Below are 23,943 nucleotides of genomic sequence, written 5' to 3' on the forward strand. Positions count from 1 at the left end.
CGCGGATCGTTGAGAGGTCAGTCCGGCTTCGCGACGCCAGGCATTCAGCAAGCCGCGATTGACGCCCCAGCGCCGGGCAATCGCCGAGATGTTCACGTCGGGCTCTGCGCTTTCCGCAAGGATCCGCGCCTTCTCCTCTTCAGTCCAATTCCGCCGCTGGCGACGACCGGTGATCACCTCGATCCGACGATATTTTCCCTCATGCCTGGCTTCATGCATGCCTTCATCCATGACTTCAAGCATGGCATCAGCGCGATCTCCAACCATTCGTTCCGCTCCTGTCGATGAAGGAGCTTATCTCGCGGTCTCTACCAACAAAGAAAAGGTGGGCTGTTCGTCGCGCTCACACTCGAACCGCCTTGATGGCGCTCCTCCCCAGGGTGAACGCCGTCCTCAATCTATACGACATAGGGCAGCCATTGGTCGCTCAGGGTTTCACGGAAACCGAGATCCTAGATGTACTCATCGATCTGACACACCAGAAGGATATCGAACTTCTTCCCGGCAATCAGTTGAGAGTTCTTAGATCGGTGTCTTGCACTGCTGCAAGATGACGGCTGAGTGCATCGGCTACAATCTCCGGCGACTTCTCGCCTGCGGTCACAAGTTGGATTGCCGTAGCCATCGCTTCGTGACCGCGCTGGCTATCCAACTCAACACCATGCTGCTCGCACCATTTGCGAACCACGCTGGTAACGCAGTCGATGCCATCGTCGTCTAGGGAAAGAAGATTGAGAAGAGACATGTTCTGCTCCTCCGTGGTGCGGCAAGAGCAAGAATGTCTCTCAAGCGACCTCCGCCGTAGAAACTGGGGGCCGATGGCTTTATTTTAGCGTATCAGCACGGAAACACAATGGGTTCGCCTGATGTGGAACTAATGCCGGAGAGCGGCGTTTAACGCCTGATGTCGGTGTCCCTCCGGCATCAAAGCTCAACTGCCTGGGCTCTGCGTTCTTCCGTTCGCAGAGCCTCTTTCTTGACGGCATTGAAACATGGAAGAGCAGCACTTCGACGGCTTTCGCTATGGACTGGCGGCCCTTCTTCTGCGCTGCCCACATCTTCGTCCCTATGCCCATATTGCACACTGGTGGACGGAAGATATCGAGGAATATGGTGACGCCGTCAGGTTCCGCGACAGGTTGCGTGCCGAGGGTGACAACAAGGCGCTCCTGGAGGAATACGAGCAAATCTGCATCGAGCTTGAGGAGGAGATGCAATCCTATTTTGGCGCCTCCGGCCACGACTTGCCGTGACAGTTCGCTACCCAATCCACCGCCATGCGCGTATAATGGTTGTTATGCCAATGACGCTCATCTTGGCATTCATGGAACGACATCGGGCACCCTCCGCCTGAGGTCCCACTGGCGTCCTGTCCACCGGGATAGGATGCGTTGAGGGGTCAGGTTCTCGACAGCGATCCCCTGCGTACACCTAGCTGCTGAGCCTTCCCCTCGCTTTTTCAAGGTGGACCTTGGTCCGACTAGCGATCCCGGCAGATTGGCGTAACCTGTGCCTGTCCTGGTCTCGGACGAGTAGGACAAGAAAAGGGAAGCCGTTGCTCCATCCAAACCCGCGAGGGCTTCCCTTTAGTTGACTTCGGCCAAGCCTCATTGGCTCTTGCTTGATTGTGGCCAAGTTTGTTCCCTCCTATCGGGCGATGACAGCGACCGCTATGCGACGGATGACGTCGGCAAATGTGACACCCAGCGCCATGCTCCCGATGCCAACAACCCCGATCGCACCTAGACCCATCAGTTTCCAACGCTTGACGTCATCGGTGACCGGACGCATTTCGGAAATGTCCTCCTGAACAGCGGCCACATTCCCTTCCACCTTGCCTACGCGATCGACGAGTTGATCCATGCGCTGGTGCATACTTGCTCGGCTAGCGTCTGACTTCACTTCTGATGCACGGAAGGCGTCTCGGAGGTTGCGCACTTCTGCCAGAACTTCGCCCATCTGCTGGTGTAGCCGGGGATCAAAATCAGTTGACGTCAACGTTGAGTCCTCACTTCCGGCACGCGGGCTGCTGATCGCAGGTTTCATTGTGCGCAGCGACCTGTTCAGCGAACGGTCGATCGTTGGCAATGATGAACTTTCGCGTTTCCGACGATGGCGTCAGGCGCTCGAAGCCGGCGCCGTCATTCGCAGGTGCCCGTGTCACGCACCCATTGACCACGAAGCTTACGGCACAAATCTCCATCACTAAACCTGCCCACCGCTTCATTTGTCACGCCCCGTTTCTTGATCAGATCCATCGATCGCTGCAAGGCCGCAGAACGCTCCGCGACCCTACCCTCTTGCTTGGCGGCCGGCAGCCACCACACCGCATTGATGATGATCAGTGCCGCGCCGGCGACGGCAGCGCCGCCGATCGCGGCCACTGGCAGTTTCAGACTGTCCGGGAGCCACGCGAACACCGGCCTAGCCCTCGACGGCCGTGCGGATGTCCTTCACGGCCGCGATGATCGAGTGCCGCAGCAACAGCGCCAGCAAGAACGCGACCAATGCGAAGCCGCCGATCGCGAGGATGGTCCGCCAGTCCATGCCACCGAGGAAGCCAAGGCCCGTGCTCAAGCCGGTACCAAGTCCGCCGATCCAGCCGAGCAGGTTGAACTTCTTTTTCACTTGCGTTTCGACGGCGGCCGGCACGACCGGCTTGTCAGCCACAACCGGCGCTGAGACAAAGCCCTGCGCCGTCGTCGCTCCGGACATCGCCAGCAGCTCCGAGTGGAGCGCAGCACGCGTCTTCGGCCCGACATCACCGTCTGCGACCAGACCCTTGGACGCCTGAAACTCCCGGATCGCCGTCGGCTTCAGCCCGAGCATCACCAACGTCAGACGCGCAAGGTGCAGGACACGATCGTCAAAGCCGTTCATGCCACCGTTGATCTTCTTGGTGATCATCTCGATGTCGCCCTGATCAGCGAGGCGATTGAGGTTGCGGCTGTCCCAATACCAGAGCGGCACCAGGCCTTCCCATGGGTCTGTATTGACCAGATCCGGATTGGCGACGAAGTTAGGCGGGTTAAGGCCCTTTTCTACGCACCAATCGTAAAACGCCTGGTAGTTCGCCTTACCGGTGAGCTGCATGCCGGTGCGGCCCATGTACTTCTTGCCGTCGCCGTCAATCGCCGGCGTATTGCCGAGATCCGTGCGCGTGTCGTAGCGGGCCTGCACTGGCGTCGGTCCCCAGATCTCGCGATCATATCGGAAGTCCCCACTTTCATGCATCAGCTGCGCCAGGTACTGCACGACGCGGTGCACCCGATCCATGCCGAAGTCGTCGCGATACCGATCGAGCGACACGAGGACAGAATTCATGTTGGTTTCGTTGATAGGCGTGAGAGCGGCCACGCGGATGTGCTGAGCCGTAACGAGTACGTTCATTTGAAAGCTCCAAGTTTTGATGAAAAATGCCGTCGCCGACAGTGCGCTCGGCGTTAGGCGTGCCACAATTGCGCTGACGTGCAGTTATTGAAAACGGATCACCGGGCGGGACGGCGATCCGGCGTCACCTCAGCCAGGCCAGACGACCGCATTAGCCGCTGCCTCAGCGTCCGAAGCCGTCGCTGCGGCTTCGATCGAGGCCTTTGTGCCGAGGCGGGCAGCCTCGATCGCGCTGCCGATGACCTGCCATTGCAGGAAAGCGCCGCTAACGATAGCGGCGACCTCCCCGAGCGTCGGCGCGGTAATCCCGACCTCCGCCGACAACAGCGGAAAGTCCGATGGCTCTGGCGTTCCCCCAGCTTCGAGCGCTGCAAAGTAGCGCTTCGCCTCGTCTGACTTCTGCTGGTAGGTCATGGCCTGCCCAGCGCCGCCGGTGATGTACTTCAGGCGCTCTTCCTCCGCTGCTATATCTATCACAGCTTTCAGACGCGCCTTTACGTCGGCGAGTGGAGCCGGTTCCGCCGAGCTGTCGGCAATTTTTCCCCAAACCTTCGGAGCCATATCCGGTTTCCTCTTATGAGTATTGCAGGACGACACCGGAAGCGATGATCGCCTTATTCGTGAGAGACTTCAGTCGCCATTTCATCGACGTGCCCGAAGGTTGTCCGCTTATCGACGCCGAACCTTCGTACATCTTCACGCCACCGAATGACGGCATTGTCAGCGTCATCGTTACCGCCGTCCATGTCGCGCCGCCGTCGCGCGAGACTTCCATTATGAAATCCGTTCCGGGCGTCAACGATAGGAAGTCGGCAAGTTGAAGCGCAACACGCGCGTTAGCAGGGGTCGATGTGGCGGTATAGTTGACGGATACGAGCGTCATGTTGTTTGGCTGATATGTTGTACGCAACGGATGCGCCGCTGCCGTGTCTTCTGTCCAGCCAGAAATGTTGTTTCCGACAGCAACGTCAGTCGTTTGATACGCTCGCGACACCGTAATGACATCAGTTGTTGCACCGGTCCCGGCGAACACGGCACCCAGATATATTTGCTTCCCGTCGAGAGGAACAACGTAAGGAGTCGGAAGTTGGTAGTCATACCACCCGCCGCCCGGATGGGTGAATGTGTACGATGCGATGACGTCATAAACGCCCGGAGACACACGCCTAGTAATCTTTATCGTTTTGCTACCCGCCAATGCCGAGTACAGCCCGACATGCGTAAGAGTGTAACCCTGAGTCAGTGTGAACGCGCGATTTATGAATGTATATGTTACCGCCCCCGACGTTGTTGTTGCCGGTGAGGAGATTTGCGACGGGGAGTATGGTGAAAAACGGTCGTTAGCACTGTCGTACACGTAATTGAATGAACCGTTTGGATCATTCGCGTATGCCACAGATAGCGGCGTGAAATTGGCGGTGTACCTTGCCGTCTTAGACACTCGATATTCGTCGATGTAGCCAACAAAAAGCCCCGCGCCCGTATAGTCGCAACCAATCCAAATCGCTGTAGGCGGGGATAACAGGTTCGTCGAGTCCGCGTAGTCACCACCCTCTTGTACACCGTTTATAAATAGCCTGGTGGTCCCGGAGGATCGGCAGACGGCTACATGGTACCATGTATTGACAACAAGTGTCGTTGTTGACGCTATGCGCCCCGCACCGCCGACGTAATACTGCAACTTTGAAGATGCATTAACGTAGATGACTACATTATTTGCCGCAGACGTCTGTCGACTTTCAAACAACATACCACTAGCGCCGAGCGTAGTAGGACGAATCCAAAAATCGACGGTAAAGTCCCCCGTTCCGAACGTGAAATCAGAAAGACCTTCGATTGTTGCAAGATATGTGTTTGCGGTAGCGTCCAAAACGAGCGAAGCGCCGCCAAACTTAGATTGAGCCGTGCTTAGTTTGGCTCCTCCGAAGTTATACCAGCTTCTAGGGATAGCGCCGGAATCTGGAAACGATATGGAATTATTAGCGCCGTCGAAATGAAGAAGTGTATAAGCGGCAGGGTCAAGACCGCCCGCCGTTCCATCCGTGATGCCCGTCGTATCGTCAAACGAATCCGCCACGCCGCCAACCATGCCCATGCGCTGGCCTTTCAGGTCGGCAATCTCGATTGCAAATACCGCGTCGTTTTTGCCGCCCGCGCCCGCCAACGCATTGATCGCAGCTTGAACGGTCGCGGGCGCGCCAGCAAGGTTTGCAACGCTGTTGTCGAAGGAGACATCGAGCGCGCTGTAAGCCAGCAGCGTTTTGACCATCGCCGGCGTCAGCTGCTTGACGAGCTTGCCCGTGCCGCCATTGAAGGCGACCAGATAGCCGTCAGTGACGCCACCATTCGGGCCGACGACATCGCCGGTTCCGGTGCCATCCGTTCCCTTGATGGCCATCAGCGACCAGTAGGCGTTGGACGTGGTCGGCAACGACGGCGGTGCATGGCCGGTGGTTGCCTGAAGGGCAATCCAGGCGCTGCCAGTGTCATAGACACCGTCATTCTTGGCGTACACTGTCGCGCCACTGTACACACCACGCCAATTGACCAGCCCCGTGTCACCAACATCGCCCTTATCGCCCTTCGGGCCTGTGCCGTAGGAGAACGGACCAGCCCAATCAGCAGACGTTGCCGATGCCTTCACGTAGAGTTGCGGCTGCGTCACACCGATGACGACCAGGTAGGAGAAGCCTTTCGCGCGGTCATTGTAAGATGCGCGGCCGGCGAGATCGCCGCTGGCGTCAAACTTGAAGACGGTACCTGTCGCAAGTTCCGCAATCAGCTGCGCCAGCGTGTTGCTGTTGGTTGTCAGTTGCTGCAGATACGCCGTGTCGCGAATGATGGCGTAGTCGTAGGTGCCAGATGCGCCGACCCATTCCGTCGCGGCCGTGATTTGCGTATCGCTGTTCACCGACGCAATCGGCAGCATGTTGCCCGAGGCCTGAGGTGCGACGATGCCGCCGGCGACGAGCGAAATTGCCCATGCCGTGCCGGCGCCGGTGACCACGGCAGAGCCGTTCGTCAGGGTGATTTGCCCCGTCGTGTATGCAGTCGTCATGTTGTGAAGTTCCTTAAGCTGGGATGCCGAGGATGTAGTAGCGGATGCCGATGATCGGGGTAGAATCACCCTCATTGACGAGATTGCTGATCGAGCTTCCGCCCGACAGGTATCGCCTCGCTGGAAGTCCCCTGAACGTGTAGAAGCGCGCCTCGCCTGCCGTGAGTCGGCAGTATGTTGAGCCGCCTCCCGTATAATATTGCTTGCCGGTTTCCGTCGGATCGACGTAGCCGAACAGCGTGTAAGGCGGCCGCACACGCGACGAGAGATTGCCGGTGAAGCCACCGAGGTTGACCCCACCTCCGCCGCCATGGACCGTCATATACTTGACGAACGGAAAGAGGCCGGTCGTGTCGATCGGAATAGCCCATTCGCGCGCGCCGTCTGCCTGCGCGGTGACGTTGATGTAGCCTTCAGCGATGAGCTGCACCATCGGCCAGCGGCTATCGACCATGACGTCCGCGAGACGCGGCGGATTGGATGCCCCAGGGCGGAGGAACTGCACAACATCACGAGTGCCATCGTTGAATTCGCGCCACACATAGTTGCCGCCACCTACTGGCGAAGAGTCGTCTTGCGCATAAACGATGAAGCGCGCCCGCGCCGCTCCATAGGGATTTGACAGCACCAGGTTCGCGCCGCTGAAATAGTAATCGGCCCCATACTCCGTTTCCGATGAAAGCGGGTTGGTCGGGTAGTAGACTGTCGAGCCCTGATAGACGATGACATCCGCAAAGAGGTTGCCAACCGCGCCGGCACCCAAATTGCCAAGCGGATAGACTGTCGTTCCAGATGGCAAGGCGATGTCGGCCGCTGCGATGACCTTCGCGGATCGCGCCGAACTGTCGAAATAGAGCTGCGATGGCGTGGCCGTGCGAGCGTCGTAACCGGGTTTTGAGGCGCGGCAAAAGTCGCTGGTGATCTGCACCTGAACCTGCCCGGCGACAGGAGCCAACGGCGGATTGGCAATTGCCACGCTGTTGCCGGGAAGGTTCCAGACGACAACCTCCTTGCACGATTGAGCGAAGAGTGAGGTGTCAAAGAGAGAAGCCAGACCCTGCGTCATGCTGAAGTTGGTGGCGAAGGACGTGCTCGTGAACTCGCTTAGCCAGCCAACTTCCATGTAAGCTGGTGTAGTCCAGTAGGCGGATCGATTGTTGAAGCCGATAAACGCCCGCGTCACACGTGCGGCGTAGTAGAGGGTATTCGCCTGGTCCTTCTGCTTCACCTCGTAGAGCGGGACGCTGTATTCCAAGCTAGTGAAGAACGATGATCGATAGAACAGCTGACCATTGTTGCCGACGAACGAGCGGTGGTATTTCGCGAAGGTATTGACGTTGCTGCCACCAGGAGTGAACACCTCTGCAGCCCCCAAATAGGGCTGCGTATCGCGGCCAGCCGGCCGCATCGTCTGGTACTTGCTGTTGTACAGGAACTTGTACCGTTCCGAATCCGGCGTATTGACAGGATCATAGGCCGCGTCCTTCATGATCTTGACGCAGCCCGCATCCTGATAATCGACACCCACATGCCAGCTGATCGCCATTAGCCGCTCTTTACCGTAATGCCAGTTGCATTAATTTGGACCTTGCCGTTACCGAGGCTGATATCAGCGGTCCTGACAGAGCCGATATCGGCGACCGCGAGCTTCGCCGTGCCGCCTTCAAAGACAATTGCTGGCGTCTTGTTGCTAGGATCACTGCCGTCGATGAAAACGACGCGTTGCGCGTCCAATGCGATCTCCGAGGTCAATGTACCGGCATCATTGACGACCCGGATGTACAGACCGGAATTCAGAAACGAGTCTCCGTCCCCAGCGCGAACAAGTATCGCGACTTGAGCAAGAGCGCCCTCAGGGTCAGCCGACGCTTCAAACTTTATCAGACCATTGGCGAAGTTTTCGCCAAGCTGCGCGCTCAGCTCGGTCGTCTGCTCGGCAATATTGACAACGTCAGAGCTGAGAACGAGAACCTGCTCGCTGAAGGAGGCGCCGGACACTTCAAGCTTGCGTCCGATCGATTGTGAGACGCTGCTGGTGATCTGATAGTTCTGCTGGATCTGGACGAGCAGCGACTCGGTTCTGCTCATCGTATCGTACAGGTCTTTGAAAACCTCCTTCACGTCCTGGCCGATATGCGCGAGATCGGCAATCAATTCGGACGCAGCAACATAGGGCGTCGTGACGGGAAGCCACTCCGACCACTCCGTTTCGCGGTTTGAGAAGGGAATAAACTTTCCACGCGCCTGGTAGTCGGTGTTTCCCTTGAAATTGGCGTTCAGCAGCCAACTGAATGGCGAACCGTACCGCGTCGAAGAACTGTCGAAGACGATCGACAGATCTGCGGCGAGACGGACCTGAACCCAGACAAATTCGACATCATCCTGATCCGGCGAAGCGCTAACCCGGATTGTTGGCCGCCATGGATCGCCTGCAGCATCCTTCAGAACATCCGGCTCAACCTGCCACCCGTACATCGGTTGCGGAGGAGGCGTGATCGTTCCGATCCAGCCATCCGATGTCGGCAATTCGAAATCGGTGTCCCAATCATAATCGGAAGGATCGATTTCCTTGAAGGTCACAAGCTGATTGAACGTCCGCGCCCCTACAATCGAGGTAACGAGGAATTTCTTGTTCTCGTAGCCGTTTCGATCCGATGTCCAGGCAACAACATCGTTCGGCTCCAGCGCGTAGGCGTCTGGCGGTAGATGGAACTGGTGCGTTCTAAATCGGCGCGCATCCTGGACCGCCGCCAACATCAGCCGCTGCACCTGGTTGGCGTAGGGTGACGTCTCGAAGGCGATGCCGGCAGGAAGCCGGTTGTCGTCGTCTTCGATCTCCATCACATCGGAGTAACGGGCCGGTGCGTCCTTCGTAGCCCACTTTGCAGCGGGTTCCGGATAAGTCGCCTCGACAGCATTCACGGTATCGACGAGGGTCGGAAATGGCGTGAATGTCTGTCCCTCCGTGACAAGGATATCGTCGTCGGTGAAGCTGTAGACGGCAGCGCCTGGCGCTCCAACCAGCAACTTGAATATGCCGCCGACTTCGGCAAGGCGACCGTTGCAACCTTTTCGAAGCTTGTCGATTGCCTCGATCGGTCGTTCATTGCCGCGAAACTCGTACCCGGCACGGTAAGCCTTCTCGGTGCCGCCGGCACTGAGATTGACGAGGGCATCGCATTCGTTCGCAGCCGCGATCCAGTTGGAGGAGGGAAGCCGGAAGGCAGGAAGATCCTGTCCTCCATAGACCCATTCATCGCCATAGTAGACGCCACGGATGATGTTATAGATCAGGACCGCATTGTTATTGCTTGGCTCCCAAGTCGCTGGATCAGCCCAGCGATGCGCGCCAGATCCACCATTGGTCGAGTCTTTACGCACGTCGTAGAACCGGACGGACCCCGTCTCGAAGAGAAACGACGGCGCGCCATTGATATAGATGTCGCGGTTATAGCGCGCGGTCATCACCGCATAGGGGCAACCCCGCCCGATCATCGTGCTCGTGAAGGGGCGCTCCGGATGGAGGCCGAACTTGTCTCGCAGATAGGGATCGGCAACCGTTTGTGTGCCGTCCGCAAACCTGATCCAAAGGTAATCGGTTCCACCGCGGCGATACTCCAGAACCGGGAAGCCGAGACCACCTGGCTCCGGTTCGGCCCAAAGCACGGTCACCCTATCGTCATTCACCCATACGCCAGGTGTGCCGCTCGTCGGCATATTGCCAAGCTCGATGACATCGACGAGGTAGGCATTCGGTGTCTTCCCGTCGTTTCCCCATGTGCCGCTATATTTGCGCTTTCCAGCGGTCGCGGTCGAACCTCCCGTGAAACTAACGGGCTGATCGTCTCCCATCTGGACCGTGAGCGAGGTGCCGGGATCGCGCGTGGCATCGTCGCCGTTCTTCTTCAGCGCTTTACTGACAAGCGATAGCCCGTAGTTGACCGCGCCAAAGAGCGCGAGCGAAACGATTTGCCCCGGAATGGTCGCAGCGAAAGCGGCGCCGAAGAGAGCGATCGTGACGGGCTCGGCATGCACAGGTGTAGCGGCCGCGAAGAACGCGGTCGATGCCAACAACCATTTCGAGAACTTCATCAGCCGACCTTGAAAGCCCGTGTTGCGTCGAGGAGGTCGACGGTCCCGATGCCGTCGGGCATCAGTACGAAGATGCGCTCGCCGTTTACGGCGCCTAGCGCGAAGCCGAACGAAGTCGGCATAGGAACAGCGGCGATATCGCCAACTCGCGCCTGCGAGACGTGGTCGTGCTCAGGCACGATCGAGGCCGCTAGATCAGCAAGGCTGTTGAAGCCATCATTGCGCATGACGCGCAGTGCTCCGGCAAGGGTGGTATATCGGTTGCGATAAGGAGCAGCGACATCAATACCGGTTATTGCCCTTACGATGTTACCCGCCAAACCCGGCCCGCAATCGTGAGCGCCCCATGAGAACGGGGTGAGGCGAACCCGGTCGATCTCGTTGGAGAACCGTCGCCGCCAGTCGGGAAGCCGTCTTAGTTCGATCATGACGCTTTCTGCCCCCATGGAATTTGCCACGTGGCAATCGTCGAGGAATAAAGTCCCCATTCGTCGCCGCCGCGTCGCTTTTGCCCCTCGTAGGAAGATTTGCGCGGATTGGTGCGTTCAAGCATGTTGATCGCGTCGGAAATTACGCTGATCGTCAGGCGTCCGTCTTGACCGACCATCGGCGTCTCCACCGGAGCGCCGTCCACCTGGCCGAGAAATGCGATCTCCGGATTAGAGGACAATTGTCGACTGGCGACATCCAAAGTCATCTCGTGGATTTCGACCTTTGCGAGGCGGATGTCGTAGGTTCGCACGAGCTGCTGCGCGGCATCTGCAATTTGGCTCATTTCAACGGTGACCGTCTGCGTCGTTAGATCCGAGACACGCGAAATGGCGCTAACTGCCAGATTGACGGCGCCAACGTACGAGCGCGCTTCAGGAAGGCCGGTGATGCCGCTTATCACGGTAGCATTGATATCCTCGTCACCTGTCCAAAATCCGATTGAAACAGGCGCACCGGTCGCGCGGACTTTGGCTGTGATGAAGACAAAGACACGCGGAACGATCCCGCCGTTGCGGGCAGCCCCGAGCGCCGCGGAAAACCCAGAATTGAGGTTCTTCATTTCTTCTGCACCACACGGAAGGTTGCGCCTTCCGTTCCCATTGCGCCACCTGTGCCGGGATTATGACTCCCCGGCATGATGATGCACTTGCAAGCCGGCTTGAGCAGCCCAACGTTGGCATTGATGCCAACGCCGGCTGGGACGTGCGGAAAGACGCCGAATAGCGGGGCGACACCTGCCTCGCTTGCCGTCACCGTCTCGGAGACCTCAAGGAATGCGTACCGCGTCGGGCTGCTGCCATACGTGATCTGCATCTTGTCCCCAAGGGTAAGCACGTAGCCTGCCGGCAGACCTTTAAGACTGAGATTTGCTCGGTCTGCCGCGACCGAGTTGACCTGCACATTCGAGGCGCCAAGAAGCGCGCCAGCCGGATCTGATTGCGGATACTTTGACAATGGATCGTAGAGAAACAGCGCCTCTTGCGATCCGTGGAGCTTTCGCATCAGGGCGGCGACCTGCTTCATCGCGTCGTTTCCGCCGCGCTGCAAGGCCACCGTCCCGATCCAGAGAGGTGGAGCAAGCTCAGCCTGCCAGACCCGACCGTCGCCCGAACCTGAAAGCTCGTCATTGCGCTGGATGTCCCATACCACCGACAGCACATTCAGCTTGTCTGCGAAGTCAGTGACACCATAGGGATAGGATACAGGCATTTAGCGGCGCCTTGGATTTTTGTTGATCTGCTGGACCCTCGCCGGCATCTGCTTGTCATAGTTGGAGACTGCAGCAGTTGCGGCAGAGGAGCCTTCGCTCTGAGCCACGCTTTTGATGTAGGCTTTAAGATTGCCCTCATCGTCGACCGACACCCCAACGGTTATATGAGACGCACCGCCACCCTTACCGGCGTCGCGGCTCGCGCCCTGACCCACAACCCCGCCACGAGCGCCGATGCGAACGATCTCAGGCCCGTTCTCCCCGACCAGATAATCATGCCAGGGATCAACGCCACCGCCGACTGCTCGGCCGCCACCAAATATCGATCCAAGCAGACCACCAGACTTCGATGTTCCAAACATTCCGCTCAGCGGGCCATCGCCGAAGAATAGCGCTTCCGCGCTGGCCTGTATGAGGCGATTGATAAAACCATCCAGAGCCTTGTTGCCGGTTTCGATCTCTGGAATGACGTCAGCGAACGACTGTTTGAGGTTGTCGCGCATGAAATCGCCAGCAGCCTTGGCCTCGCGGTAAGCCTGTTGTTCCTTGTCGATCTGCGCGACAAGGTTGGCAATCGTCTGCCCCTCCACGGATGCGGCGTCGACGTTGGCGCGGCGTTGCAATTGAAGCGCCCGCTGCTCGGCTTTGCTCTTGCCGACCATCGAAACTTCATCCTCCAGCGACTGAATCACTTTTTGGATGTTCTCCGCCTGGCGCTCCTCCTCGGACTTTCCAGTTCTAGTTCGTTTCGGCCCGCCGTAGATGTCCTCGTTGTTGAGGCTCTGGTTTCTGAGAGGATTGGTTCCGGGAACCGGCACAGTTCCCGGTATAAAGTTGCCGGACGAGTAAATCTGTCCGTTGTCGGAAAACAGCGGAGACAACGTGCCGAGCGCCGGTCCATTCTTGCCCGTGGTGAGCGCGTTCAGCGCTTCTGTCCTGAATGCTTGCGCCTGGCGAACCGCGCCTGCTATCGTATCTGTCAGTCCGGAAAATGCCGTCGAGAAATCGGAGACTGCCGGTATGCCGGTCTCGTTCAACGCGCTTGCGAGCGCGTCCTGAACTTCCTTCATTGCGGCTGTATTTTCTTCGCCTGCCTTCACACTGGCCGACAGTTCGTTCCATGCACTCTGGAGCGCCAGGATCGTTGTATCCTCGGCGCCAGCCTGGCGAAGATCTCCAACCAATACGGCAAGTTCATCATTCAAGGCAGATACATCGCGCCGCGCTACATCCCATTGCTGACCAGCGAGGGCATCCGTGGCCTTGACGAGGTCGGATTGTTCTTTTGCGCGCTCCAGCTGATCGACATAGTCCTTGAGAGCCGGAACAGCATCGCCCCAGCTTGCCGCAACAGATGAAATGAGTTCGCTTTGCTTTTCCAGAACCGTGGCGGCATCCTCGCCGTCACTGAGGAGGCCGCTGAAATACTGCACCGCCGCGCCGCCAACGGCGATCAGGCCGATGGTTGCTAGGTTGACCGGTGAAAGCAGACTGAGAAAGGCGGCGCTCAGAGACCGTACCGCTCCACCTGCACCCAACGGGCCAAGAACCTGCCCGATTTGCGACCCTTGCTGAAGCGCGATGAGGAACGGGCTTTGGCCGCCAGACAGCTGAACGCCGATATCATTGAACTGTGCCGCCAAGTTCGAAACGCTGCCCTTTGCGACATCGATACTCTTGGCCGCCTCCCGGCCAGCCGCGCCTGCCTTGCGACTGAAACCGTCAGCATTTCTGCCCGCCGAATCGAACGCCGCGCGCGAATTGTCGTTGCCGACGATACGGAACATCAGATCGGACATCTGCGCTGTCGACACGGCAATTCCTCTACGCTGGCTTGGTGAGTTCGAAAAAGGCAATCCAGCCGTAGAATTCCTCCTCCGGCATGGACATCACTGACTGGATGGATTGATTGAGCCGGGCCGCGAGCGAGTAGATCACCATCAACTCGCTATCGCCCTTCAGCCGTTTTTTGCGTCGTCTACCTGCTTGTCGGCTTTGACCGGTTCGCCTTTGACGAAGCCGAGAATGACGGCTCCCACGCGCGAGACAACTTCGCTGTCTACCTCGTGGGTCAAGGCGTGCTCGTCCATGTCGTCGAACAGGCGCTTGCCGTCCTTGTCGAAGGCCTGAAACAGGATGGCGCGCACGCAGGCGGTATTCCCATCGACAACCTTGCCCTCCTCGTCGCGCCAGACCTTGCGGCGCTGGGCAACGGTCATGGCGCCATAGAAGACGCGGAGCGGCTTGCCTTCCGCTCCCCATTCCGGCACGTCGACGGACTGCCTGGTATGGCCTGTGAAGTGCGCCTTTGCCTGAGCCAGCGCACTCATGCGGACACCGTGTCGATGTCGAGCGCGCCGTTGCCCTGAAAGTTGAAGGTGATCTTTACCGGACCCTTCATATCGGTTTCGACGGGCACGCTGGTGACGGTCGCCGTGCCGTTGAAATACTTCTTGGTAGCGACGTCACCATCCGAATAGAGGCCGAGCGAAACCGATGCCCCGACCACCAGCGCAACTTGACCCGTTGCGTCGGCGGGGTCGTAGAGGGCTTCGACCGAACCAGACCAGCCGGGAATACCGACGAGATGCGTCTGCCAGGCGTCGCCCATGACGGTGGTGTCCGCGACCTCGACATTCTGATTGATCGACCATTTTTGCACGGCCGCAACGGCATTCGCGCCGATCTTGACCTTGCCGTTCTTTCCATGATGCACAGCCATGGCGTTTCTCCTTAGAGGGCTGTTTCGGGATCGCTGTTGCGGGTGAAAACCGTGACCTGATAGGTCATGGACATGACGTGGAACGTCTTTTCGCCGTCCACCGTCATTGCAAAGGTTGCGCCGCGATATTCGCTGGCGTTCGCGAGGCCTCCGAGCTGCGGATCTGCCGCAAATTGCCGCTCGGCATAGACCGCAAACTCATCGTCAAGCGCATCGGCCTTGGTGACCTCGTCGCCTTTGGCAACCACATCGATGCGCAATCTTATGGAGCGCTGCTGGACGCCATCGGTCGTGACGTCTTCGGACGCCTCATCGGACGTATAGACAAACGCCGCGGCTACCTCCTCGCGCGCCAGAGGTCTGGCACGCGAAGCAAATACCTTGCTACCGCAGAAGGAGCTGCCCTTCAGCATGTCGGCAGCGAAGGCGCGGAGCTGCTTGCGGATGTGAGACATCAATCTGGCTCCTGCAGCCGCACCACGGTCATGCCCGTGCCGTCCGGCTGGAATTCGAGGACGCTGTAGTTTTTCTCGCCGCCGATCTGGCTGGTGACCTTCACGAGGTCCTTGTGCGCGGCGTCGGCGGGAATGTCGCTTGATCGGATCGTGATCTGGATGCGAGCGCCTTCTGCCTCAAAGTCGAGGTCGCCGGCGGACAAACCGAGAAAGGTGTCGTCGAAGACGCACGCGACCGGAGGCTTCTGTCCGGACAGGCTCGTCCAGACAGCGACCGAGCCGAACTCGTCGGGATTGACGAAAATCAGCCGGTCGTCATCCGTTTCGACTGGCATCAGGCGCCAACCGCTTCGTCATAGGCGGCCTTTGCGGCAGCCAGCTCGTCGGCCTCGGAGACGACGTGCCCGCGCTCTTCATCCGTCAGATCGCGATCGTCAGGAAGGCCCTGCTTTTGCAACGCCTCGGCGTACGCCTTTTCAGCGCCGTCAAGCCTTGCTTCGAGGGCATCCAGATCGTCCACGGCGGCATCATTGGCCGATGCGACCTCTGGTTTTCTCGCCGCCGTCCTTTGTTGCTTCTGCTCGGCCGGGACTTTGGAGCTAGGCGTTAGATTGGTCGCGAGGTGACGCGGCAGATCTTCCGGCTTAACCGCAAGGTCGACTTCCTCACCCTGCTTGAAGTAGAGAAGGGCGATGGCGCTGACGGAGCCCTTTGCCTTGTCAATAATTTCGAGGGCGTGGCGGCGGGCGTCGATCTGCTGTGCAGCGAGCCTCAATTGCTGACCGACGCCGAACTCAGCGAACCGGCCGGTGACCGTGTACTTCATCGAGATATCCTCTTCATGGAAGGAGGCGCGCTCGCGGTGGAGCGCGCGCAGATCACGCGTGAAACCGCGCTGTTACTGGAAGGTTACAAGGCAGGCGAGCTGCCAGTAGCCGTAGCCAACGTTTCCGGACCAATCGATGCCGAACAGTTGTTCTTTGTTCAGCTGCTCGTATTCGGAGCCATCGCCGAGGGCGACGACATCAGGCACGCCCTCTTCCTGGAGGATGAATGGTTTTGCTGCCTCGTCGGTACGGAAGAGCGCGATTTTCGTCGTCCAGTTCAGTCGTGCGTTGGGAACGACATCAATCGTGAACTTGCCCTTCAGCACTGGAAGCGTGTTATTCGCGCCGCCTACGCCGAGTAGGGCGGTGACGGCTTCCAATGCCGTTCCCAGCATTGTGATGGGAACCTGAAGCTGGAATTCGCTCGCACTCTGATTGGTCGGTTCGCCCTTGTCATCTTTGACCGACATAATCTGCTGGATCGCCTTGACGACGGCCTTGCTGAACTCGGCAACAGTCGGATCAGCCGGCGCCGCTGCAGTCGATGTGATCTTATTTGACTGCGTACCGCTGGCGCCCTCGGCATGGTCGGTGTCGAAGAAATACTGGCCATCATAGCAAAGCGTGGACTCGCCGGCGATGATGAGCGCCGAAAGCAACCGCGCCGGATGGTCGTTCGCACGATCGGCGAGCTGATTGACGCGGATCGCGATCATGCCGAGCTTATCGCGGCGCATATCCTTGGACTGGATTTTGATGGAGCCTTCATAATCCTTGTTAGAGATCGTGAAGCTCACTTCCGCCAGTTCGGCCGGCTGACGGCCGCCGATGAATTCGCGCAGCGCCGGCGCCGAACCAAGCCAGGCGTAATTCTCGATCGCCTGATCGGAGGTGATACGCATGGCGATGTCATTGACCCAGGCGGCGGTCCCGGTATCGAGGCGCGCTAGGACCATTCCGAGCACGCCCCGCGTGGTGATTTTCTGATACTGCTGTGGAAGCATGGTTTTGCCCTTTCGAAGCCGGAGCCGCGCCCCGTCGAAGATTGAAGTTCAGGTTGTCAGGATGAATGAAGCTCGGATCAGGCCTGCAGCGCAGCGCGTGCCAGAGCCGCATCGAATTCGACGACGCCGACGCCGGTCGATACCCAGCGAGAGACGTAGCCGATCAGGCTATTCCCGGCCGCCGTCAGCGTGAACGTATCGTCATCGCTGGCATAGACGGCCGGGCGATCGTTCGCGGTGATGGCAAGGCCCGCAATCGGCAGGACGATGTTGCCCTTCTTGCGGAGATTCACACCTTTGGCGCCAGCAGCACCCCCCGAGTTGTCGATCGTTTCCATGGCAAAGCCGATGAAAGGATCGGCAGCGACCAGGGGACGGGCGTAGCCAGCGCCGTTCTCGCCAACCGCCGCACCCTGGTAGATGATGTCGCTGGCGATGACCGGATATTCCTCCTTGTCGCCCAGCTGATAGTCGCGCGTCTTGGACGCCGCGAGCGTCGTCATCGCCATTGTTCCAACGACGTCGTGAGGCATCAGGGACGCGACGACATGGCCCGCGTCCGCCGGAAGTCCGACGACAACGAAGGCTGCAAGCATGCAAACGGCGGCGAGGCCCGCCGCAATAAGCAGGGTCTTTTTCATGGCTGTTCTTTCTCTGAGAAAATGGCGGCACGCCGCCCGCTGATTGGAAAGGGATCAGGTCGCCGTTCAGGCGGCCTTGCGCTTCATCGTCGCGACATAGGATTCCGCAGTCGGGAATTCGTCCTGCAGCTTGGGCGTCGCTTCCCATTCGGCCTTCCAGCCCTCGGCATTCTGCGGGAATTTCTTCTCGCCGCCGTCGCCGCCAGAAAGCGTGCTGGTCACGCCGGCGGCTGCATTGTCGAGCTGCTGCAGACCGGCAAGCCGTTCAGCATTCTTTGCCTTCTCGGCAGCGAGAATCTTGGTCGCCGCTTCAGCAGGCGTGGTCTTGCCATCGGCCTTCATGGCCTTGACCAGCTCGTCGTGGCCGGTAAGGCCGGCCGCCTGTTCCTCGATCCCGATCAACCGATTACGTTCGGCCTTCGCGCCATCGATGGCGCCTTCCGCGCGAAGGGCGGAAGCGAGATCCGGATGCTCCGCCTTCAGAGTTTCAAGTGTCAGCATTGTGGATTCCTTTTCGGTTCCGGCTTTCGCGGTGGCGGAAGCCGCGATGAGTGAATTCTCCCGACGGCCCGCCAGGTCCGTCAAAACTTCTTCAAGCGATCCGATTTGATCGACGAGGCCGCGCTTGAGCGCTTCGGCCGCGGGAAAGACCAGACCCTGCCCGTAATTTTCGAGAACGGTATCCCGCGTGACGCCGCGATTGGCGACGATGCCCTGAATGAACAGCTCCGCGCCATCATCGACGATTGCTTGCAGCTCGGCCTTGCCCTCTTCACTGTCGCGCGTGAGGCGTTTGTTCGGGCTTTGCTCGGCAACCACCTCGACGACATTGGCGCCAAGGCGCGTCAGAATGCCCTCCATCTCGACATAGCGGATGAGCGCTCCGACCGAACCGACAAGACCCGTCCTGTTGGCGATGATCTTTTCCGCTGCGGAGGCGATCCAGTAGCCAGCGCTGCAACAAAAATTGGCATGCGCATAGACCGGCATCTTTTCCCGCAGGCGGGCAATTTCGGTGGGCACGGAGTCGACGTTGTCGACCATGCCGCCCGGTGTATCCATGTCGAGAATACAGGCCTCGATATCGGGCATGGAGCCGATGAGACGCAGATCGCGAACGATTTCGTCATATGACCAGTATTGCCAACTGAAGCGCGAAACGAGCGGACCGATCACCGGAACGATGGCAACATTGCCGACGCGCGTGGCGAAGCTTCCGTTCGCGATCGGGGTGCCACGCCGATTAATCGACACGACATTGGACGCAGCGGCAGGCGCCGTTGCATCGCGGGAACGAATGGCGCGAACGGTCTGCAGCGACCCCGCAATAGCATCGGGACGAATAGCCCAGGGCGACAGACCGCCAGCGTTGCGTCCGCCCATCTGCTGCATAAAGCCCTGAACTGCCGCTAGCAAAGCAGGATCCATGTTATTGCTCCTCGTCGGTTGTGTCGGCGGGCTGGGCGGCAGCGCCAGGCGCAGCGGCGGTAGGCGCTGTCGCCAGCCCGTTTTCCTGCGCGAGCTGCTCCTCGATGCCGAGCTGTTCGAACTTGCTCTCAAGGTCGCCGCCGGTGCGCTCCTGAATGATCTGCTGGCGCGTCTTCGTCCGGTTGCCGATGTCGATCGTGTCGGCCTCGGCATCTTTCTTCGGGTCGAGCGAGATTTTCGTCTGGCCATACCAGTCAGATTTCAGCCAGGCGGCACGGATGGCAGGATCGTCGAAGAACCCTTTTGCCTGCAGCCGGCCGGTTAGCACCGCTTCCTCAATCACCCACTCATAATAGGGCTGACAGAAGTTCTTCACGAGCCAAGCACGCTCGCGGCGGAAGGTCTGCCATGCAATTTCGAGCGCGGCACGGCTGGCCGAATAACTCGCCATGAAGTGTTTGATCAGCAGTTCCACCGGCATTTCCAAGGCAACGCCAATCTGTCGCAACAGCGCGAGAGCGAACGCATCGAAGTTCGGGTTCGGCCTGTTGGGGTCGGCAATCGTGATATCTTCGCCTTCCGCGAGATCGACGATCGCACCAGCACCGAGATTGACCTCATCCTTGCCAGATGCCCCATCAGTCGCACTTGATGGCAGCGGGCCGGAGGTCGCATCCGGAGCCTTCTTGATGAAGACGGTAAAGAAGGCCGAGATCACTGCCGCCTGAACTTCGGCATCCGTGTATTCGCCGAACTGCTTCAGGATCTCGATGACGGGAGCCAGATACGGGATACCTCGCGCCTGATCCGGACGAAGGCGCTTGAAGAGGTGCAATACGATGGGCCGGCCGTCGTTGTAGAACGCAGGCACACGCCGCCATGTCATGGCCTTGCGGAATACGTCGCCGGGGTGCCGATCGCTCACATGGTAGGCGCGAACGACGCCATCCAAGGTGGTTTCAATTCCGGCCACCTGCGTGTCGGTGTCCATGCCATTATTCGGATTGGAAATGCGATCGGCTTCGATGATCTGCAACTTGGAGCCGTAGGTGTCGCCGGGGTCTTTCCTGTAGCGGCGGATTGCAAAGACATCGCCGGATTCGTCCGCCGACCCAAAGACCAGCGCCTGCAGCTCGTCGAAGCTCTGCGCGCCTGTGAAATCCGCCGTCCAAGCCGCCAGCTCAAACTCAGCCTTTGCCTTCCGGTTCCATTCACGCGCTTCTTCGACGCTCAAACCGAGCGCCGCGCGATCAATCTTGGGATAAACCTTCAGGCCCTCGCCGATAATGTTGGTGATGCGGGTCGCAATGGCGCCGGTTGCAATCGGCACGTTGCGTCGCAGATCACGGGAGCGCGCGCGCAGGGTCGGCAGATCAGGCACGCTGTCCTGATTGGCACTGCCGCCATCGACATTCCAGTTCGCGGTCTGCCGACGGTTTTTCTTGCCACCCTTGTAACCGCCCGTCGTCAGCGCCAGCATCGTGCGCGCCTGATGGCGGCGCAGGGCGCGCGCAGGATCGAAAACAGAAATCGCGCGGTCAATAAAGGACAGAGGCATGCGCGGCGGTTTCATTCGGCAACTCCGTATCGGAGACGGCCACGGCCGGAGGCAGCGGCGCTGAGCTTCTGAACGAGAGCGTTCCAGTATTCGATGCTCTTCTGGATGTCGGCCGCGTCCGCCAGCGTCAGCGAGCGGCCGGCGATCGAATAGGACTGCTTGCGCGCCACAGCTTCGGAGGCCGCCAGGTAGGCGTCCAGCTGGCGTTGCGCCTGATCGAGGGTGATACCTGCCATTTATCGGATACCTTGCGAGCGGACGCGCCGGCCACGGACTGGCGCTGGATGGACAAGTTCTGCCTTTGCGGCCTCGCCTTGCTGGCGAACCGCAAAGGAATTTTCATTGGCGGGACGCGCCCAATGCGGCGGGTTTGCCCAATCGATCTTTTCGCCCTTCAGGACGATGACCAGCGCCTTGCCGTAGACGGACAAGTCGAAAGCTTCGTTCGGCAGGCCGCTCTTCCGTCGCTCCCATCCGGACTCTGTTTTCACTTCGGCGGTCATCTCAGCGAAAACCTGCGCCGGCAGATGCTCGCTGAGGTGATACTTGCCGGGACCGGGTTCCTTGCGGGTCACGGCCAGTATGATTTCGTCCTTCACCTTGTCGGTCCCGACGAAAACGAGCTTGATATCGGCGATGCGCCGCCCCTTCTGCTGAAGGATCTTTTCCGGTTCGACATAGCGGGCGCGATCATCGAGCCGGGAGCTACCCTTCGCCAGATAGACGCGCTGGCCGAGACCTTCCTTTTGCATCTTGCGCAAGAACCGATATGCGTTTGGCGTCACGCCGGGACGGCCCGCAGAGTCGATAATCATGGCAACCGGCATCAGCGAAAAAGCGCTGTCAGCGACCGGGTAAGCCTTATGCAGAATTTCCGGCAACTCTTTCCAGTCTTCGAAATACCGCGCCGGATCGATAGCGCGGCGCGCGTTGCCCTTCTCGTCACGCTGGCCACCAGGTGCAGATTCCGGTGGCTGCGCGATATCGAAGCGGTCAATCAACCAGCGCTCTAGGCCTTCGCCCCAGGCGTCGACGTGAACGACAAAGCGGTTGCCCTGAATGTCGATCTGAACCGTCAGGAAGCGGGCCTCTGCCGGAACGATCTTAAGCGGGTAGCGCTCCGCCAATGCCCGCAACGTATCTTCCGAAACGGACTCGCCGATATTGCGGACGAGCGGCAGGTAGGCCTTTCCCTGATCGAGCGTGATGGTTGCCTTGAGTGCCTGATCGTCGCCAGTCGCATCGAACGTCGCCTTGGCCTGTAACTGGCGGAGCACGAGCTGCTCCCAGTTCTGCATTGCCGCGACCGGCCCTTCACACCGATAGGAAGCGATATCCGTTTCCCGAATCCGGGGATCGTCGATCTCACAGACCTCCTTGCCGTCGCTCATCTCGTGAAGCCAGATACCAGCCTGGTTGCAGGCGTACTTCTGATCGGGCGGAATGCAGCAACCATGCGGGCAGACCATTTCAACGGTTCTGGCGCTTTCGCCCGGTGTCGCCTTGGTCTCCCATTGCAGCATGTCGAATTCCGGCCGGAACGGATCGCCGCAAGAAGGGCAGAACCAATAGAACGCGCCACGCGTGCCGAGGTTGTAATCGCCGAGGCTGCCGCCGCATGGCGGGGCCTCGTGAGGGGTTTCCGGCTTCCAGTCATCCGAAAGGATTGGTCGGCCAGGTGAGCTTTCCTCAACCAGCATCCCCAGCGAACCGGCATGTTGTGTACGCTTGCGTCCCAACGTGAAGGGATCGCCTTCACCGTCGATGTCATCCGGCATGCGATCGCGATCCGTCAGGATGACAATCGGATATTCGTTCTGCGAGAAATAGCCGATGACCGGCCAGCGGATCTGCAGGTTCATGTTTCCCGCGAAACGCTTCTCATGAATGTTATCGGCTCCGCGCCCGGTCATTTGCTTTGCAGCAAGCTCTCGGTTTGCGCGCAGCATCGGCGCCAATTTGCGTTCGGAGAACTGCTTGGCACTGTCCTGCGTCTGGCAGACGACCAGCATGTCGGATGGAGCGCAATCAATCCGGTGGCCGATGACATTGAGCACCAGGCTCTCCGACTTGGCTGTACGGGCTGGCCCAACAAACACCACGGCACCATACTTGCGGGACGTCACCATGCGGGACGGCTCGGTCATGTATGGCGCAAAGTCGTTGCGCCAGAGCCCCTGATACCCCGTCGTCGCCAGGCGCCGCGATTGTTCCGCCCAGGTCGGAACGTCGATACGTCGCGCCGGCCGCAAGGTCGGGAGGCGGTCGAGAATGATATCGCCGGCATCGGCAAATCGAGGTGCCACCGCCTGCGGAAGGAACCGAACCCATGCAGGCGCACTAGGCATCGAACAGGCCTTCCTTTGCCACCACGGCCTTGACCGGACGCGCAGTCCAGAACTCGGCAATGCGCCGCGCCATTTCGTTGACCAGTTCATCGCAGATGTCGACGAGAGCAGACGTCGCCTTTGGCGACAGTGCTTCCTTGCGCTCGATGCGGTCGGGTGCGCTTTCCAGCGTGTCGCGGATCATCCCAAACAGGTTGTCTAAAGCTTCGGCTACGTCGTCGCGCTTCAGCAGCTCGTTGCGCTCGCGCTGAAACCGTTCCTGCTCGATCTGCACCGCGAGGATCTCGCGGCGCGTCTTCGGGTCGAGGGATTCTAGGCTGTCACCACTAGAGCCGCCGACCAGCGCCAGGCGCATCGCCGCCTGCGCCCGCTTGACCTGATCGGAGCGAAGATCTTCGTTGGCCTTCCAAGCCTGCCGCCATGCCCAGCAATGGGAGAGCTGCAATTCATAGGCCTTGCCCTGCCCACCGCGCTCTTTGACCGGCATACCCTTGCCGATCCATTCCGTGATGGTCGGAAGTGAAACAGCAAGTGATTCAGCAAGCTCTTCCCGCGTCATGACGCAGTCGATCGCACCCACCGGCAGCGGATATTTCGCTACGAGGCTTTCGATCTGGTTTTCGGTGAGTTGCGAGGTGTTTTCGGTCATACCTGTAGGGCGACAACAACAACAATGGCAAAAGCAGGCGGGTGCGCGCGCTGCATAGTCACAAAGATC

At 59.3% G+C, this 23,943-nt stretch carries 26 protein-coding genes; 1 reads left to right on the forward strand and 25 read right to left on the reverse strand.

All coding sequences use genetic code 11. The features are described from left to right. Both BSG20_RS01870 and BSG20_RS35445 read right to left on the reverse strand, forming a co-directional pair. On the reverse strand, nt 1–267 hold a 267-nt coding region (locus BSG20_RS01870), incomplete at its 3' end, for a transposase (protein WP_143147455.1). A gap of 241 nt (nt 268–508) precedes the next feature. Beyond that, nucleotides 509–745: a hypothetical protein gene (locus tag BSG20_RS35445; RefSeq protein ID WP_072371141.1), complete on the reverse strand. Its 237-nt coding sequence runs from the start codon at nt 743–745 to the stop codon at nt 509–511. 247 nt (nt 746–992) lie between these two features. On the opposite strand from BSG20_RS35445, the gene BSG20_RS01880 reads away from it, so the two are divergent. Beyond that, nucleotides 993–1,253 carry a hypothetical protein gene (locus BSG20_RS01880; protein WP_072371144.1) on the forward strand — a complete coding sequence of 87 codons (261 nt, stop codon included), beginning with the start codon at nt 993–995 and terminating at the stop codon, nt 1,251–1,253. A 394-nt stretch (nt 1,254–1,647) separates the two neighbouring features. Here the strand turns inward: BSG20_RS01880 and BSG20_RS01885 are convergent, their stop codons facing one another. The 23 genes from BSG20_RS01885 to BSG20_RS01995 all read right to left on the reverse strand — a co-directional run bounded on the left by BSG20_RS01885 (nt 1,648) and on the right by BSG20_RS01995 (nt 23,874). After that, nucleotides 1,648–1,998, reverse strand: coding sequence for a DUF1515 family protein (locus tag BSG20_RS01885; RefSeq protein WP_072371147.1), 351 nt, complete (start codon nt 1,996–1,998; stop codon nt 1,648–1,650). Between the two features lie 143 nt (nt 1,999–2,141). Beyond that, nucleotides 2,142–2,384, reverse strand: a complete 243-nt coding sequence (locus BSG20_RS01890) for a hypothetical protein (protein WP_083539859.1) — start codon at nt 2,382–2,384, stop codon at nt 2,142–2,144. Between the two features lie 40 nt (nt 2,385–2,424). Then, on the reverse strand, nt 2,425–3,390 hold the full coding sequence (locus BSG20_RS01895) for a peptidoglycan-binding protein (protein WP_072371153.1): 966 nt from the start codon (nt 3,388–3,390) through the stop codon (nt 2,425–2,427). Between the two features lie 129 nt (nt 3,391–3,519). Further along, a complete protein-coding gene (locus BSG20_RS01900) occupies nt 3,520–3,951 on the reverse strand; it encodes a hypothetical protein (RefSeq protein WP_244541258.1) in 432 nt (143 codons plus the stop codon). A gap of 13 nt (nt 3,952–3,964) precedes the next feature. Beyond that, nucleotides 3,965–6,448 (reverse strand): LamG domain-containing protein, encoded by a 2,484-nt coding sequence (locus BSG20_RS01905; RefSeq protein WP_072371156.1) that lies wholly within the window; start codon nt 6,446–6,448, stop codon nt 3,965–3,967. A gap of 13 nt (nt 6,449–6,461) precedes the next feature. Beyond that, a complete protein-coding gene (locus BSG20_RS01910) occupies nt 6,462–7,994 on the reverse strand; it encodes a hypothetical protein (protein ID WP_072371159.1) in 1,533 nt (510 codons plus the stop codon). After that, entirely contained in the window at nt 7,994–10,540 is a 2,547-nt protein-coding gene (locus BSG20_RS01915) for a phage tail protein (protein WP_072371162.1), read from the reverse strand. The genes BSG20_RS01910 and BSG20_RS01915 overlap by 1 nt, the downstream gene beginning before the upstream one ends. Beyond that, the gene (locus BSG20_RS01920) at nt 10,540–10,968 is read right to left on the reverse strand and encodes a DUF6950 family protein (protein ID WP_072371938.1); all 429 of its coding nucleotides are present in this window, start codon (nt 10,966–10,968) and stop codon (nt 10,540–10,542) included. The genes BSG20_RS01915 and BSG20_RS01920 overlap by 1 nt, the downstream gene beginning before the upstream one ends. Beyond that, nucleotides 10,965–11,591: a hypothetical protein gene (locus tag BSG20_RS01925; RefSeq protein WP_072371165.1), complete on the reverse strand. Its 627-nt coding sequence runs from the start codon at nt 11,589–11,591 to the stop codon at nt 10,965–10,967. Before BSG20_RS01925 ends, BSG20_RS01920 begins: the two co-directional genes overlap by 4 nt. Continuing rightward, nucleotides 11,588–12,241, reverse strand: a complete 654-nt coding sequence (locus BSG20_RS01930) for a hypothetical protein (RefSeq protein ID WP_072371168.1) — start codon at nt 12,239–12,241, stop codon at nt 11,588–11,590. Before BSG20_RS01930 ends, BSG20_RS01925 begins: the two co-directional genes overlap by 4 nt. Beyond that, a complete protein-coding gene (locus BSG20_RS01935) occupies nt 12,242–14,056 on the reverse strand; it encodes a phage tail length tape measure family protein (RefSeq protein WP_143147456.1) in 1,815 nt (604 codons plus the stop codon). It lies immediately after the preceding gene. Between the two features lie 144 nt (nt 14,057–14,200). Continuing rightward, nucleotides 14,201–14,572, reverse strand: coding sequence for a hypothetical protein (locus tag BSG20_RS01940; protein ID WP_072371174.1), 372 nt, complete (start codon nt 14,570–14,572; stop codon nt 14,201–14,203). Further along, nucleotides 14,569–14,964, reverse strand: a complete 396-nt coding sequence (locus tag BSG20_RS01945; protein WP_072371177.1) for a phage tail tube protein — start codon at nt 14,962–14,964, stop codon at nt 14,569–14,571. Before BSG20_RS01945 ends, BSG20_RS01940 begins: the two co-directional genes overlap by 4 nt. An 11-nt stretch (nt 14,965–14,975) precedes the next feature. Beyond that, complete coding sequence (locus tag BSG20_RS01950) at nt 14,976–15,419, reverse strand: hypothetical protein (RefSeq protein WP_072371180.1); 444 nt, start codon at nt 15,417–15,419, stop codon at nt 14,976–14,978. Continuing rightward, nucleotides 15,419–15,754 (reverse strand): head-tail joining protein, encoded by a 336-nt coding sequence (locus BSG20_RS01955; protein ID WP_072371182.1) that lies wholly within the window; start codon nt 15,752–15,754, stop codon nt 15,419–15,421. The genes BSG20_RS01950 and BSG20_RS01955 overlap by 1 nt, the downstream gene beginning before the upstream one ends. After that, nucleotides 15,754–16,245: a hypothetical protein gene (locus tag BSG20_RS01960; protein ID WP_072371184.1), complete on the reverse strand. Its 492-nt coding sequence runs from the start codon at nt 16,243–16,245 to the stop codon at nt 15,754–15,756. The genes BSG20_RS01955 and BSG20_RS01960 overlap by 1 nt, the downstream gene beginning before the upstream one ends. 72 nt (nt 16,246–16,317) lie before the next feature. Then, nucleotides 16,318–17,250, reverse strand: coding sequence for a Mu-like prophage major head subunit gpT family protein (locus BSG20_RS01965; protein ID WP_072371186.1), 933 nt, complete (start codon nt 17,248–17,250; stop codon nt 16,318–16,320). A gap of 77 nt (nt 17,251–17,327) precedes the next feature. Continuing rightward, a complete protein-coding gene (locus BSG20_RS01970; RefSeq protein WP_208610987.1) occupies nt 17,328–17,891 on the reverse strand; it encodes a hypothetical protein in 564 nt (187 codons plus the stop codon). 66 nt (nt 17,892–17,957) lie between these two features. Then, entirely contained in the window at nt 17,958–19,319 is a 1,362-nt protein-coding gene (locus BSG20_RS01975; RefSeq protein ID WP_072371189.1) for a S49 family peptidase, read from the reverse strand. Between the two features lies 1 nt (nt 19,320). Then, nucleotides 19,321–20,892: a phage portal protein gene (locus BSG20_RS01980; RefSeq protein WP_083539861.1), complete on the reverse strand. Its 1,572-nt coding sequence runs from the start codon at nt 20,890–20,892 to the stop codon at nt 19,321–19,323. Further along, nucleotides 20,889–21,113, reverse strand: a complete 225-nt coding sequence (locus BSG20_RS01985) for a DUF6148 family protein (RefSeq protein ID WP_072371191.1) — start codon at nt 21,111–21,113, stop codon at nt 20,889–20,891. The genes BSG20_RS01980 and BSG20_RS01985 overlap by 4 nt, the downstream gene beginning before the upstream one ends. Further along, entirely contained in the window at nt 21,114–23,225 is a 2,112-nt protein-coding gene (locus BSG20_RS01990; protein ID WP_072371194.1) for a terminase gpA endonuclease subunit, read from the reverse strand. After that, complete coding sequence (locus tag BSG20_RS01995; protein ID WP_072371197.1) at nt 23,218–23,874, reverse strand: DUF1441 family protein; 657 nt, start codon at nt 23,872–23,874, stop codon at nt 23,218–23,220. The genes BSG20_RS01990 and BSG20_RS01995 overlap by 8 nt, the downstream gene beginning before the upstream one ends. Nucleotides 23,875–23,943 lie beyond the last annotated feature (69 nt).

Source organism: Rhizobium tibeticum, assembly GCF_900110205.1.
GTDB classification, from domain to species: Bacteria; Pseudomonadota; Alphaproteobacteria; order Rhizobiales; family Rhizobiaceae; genus Rhizobium; species Rhizobium tibeticum.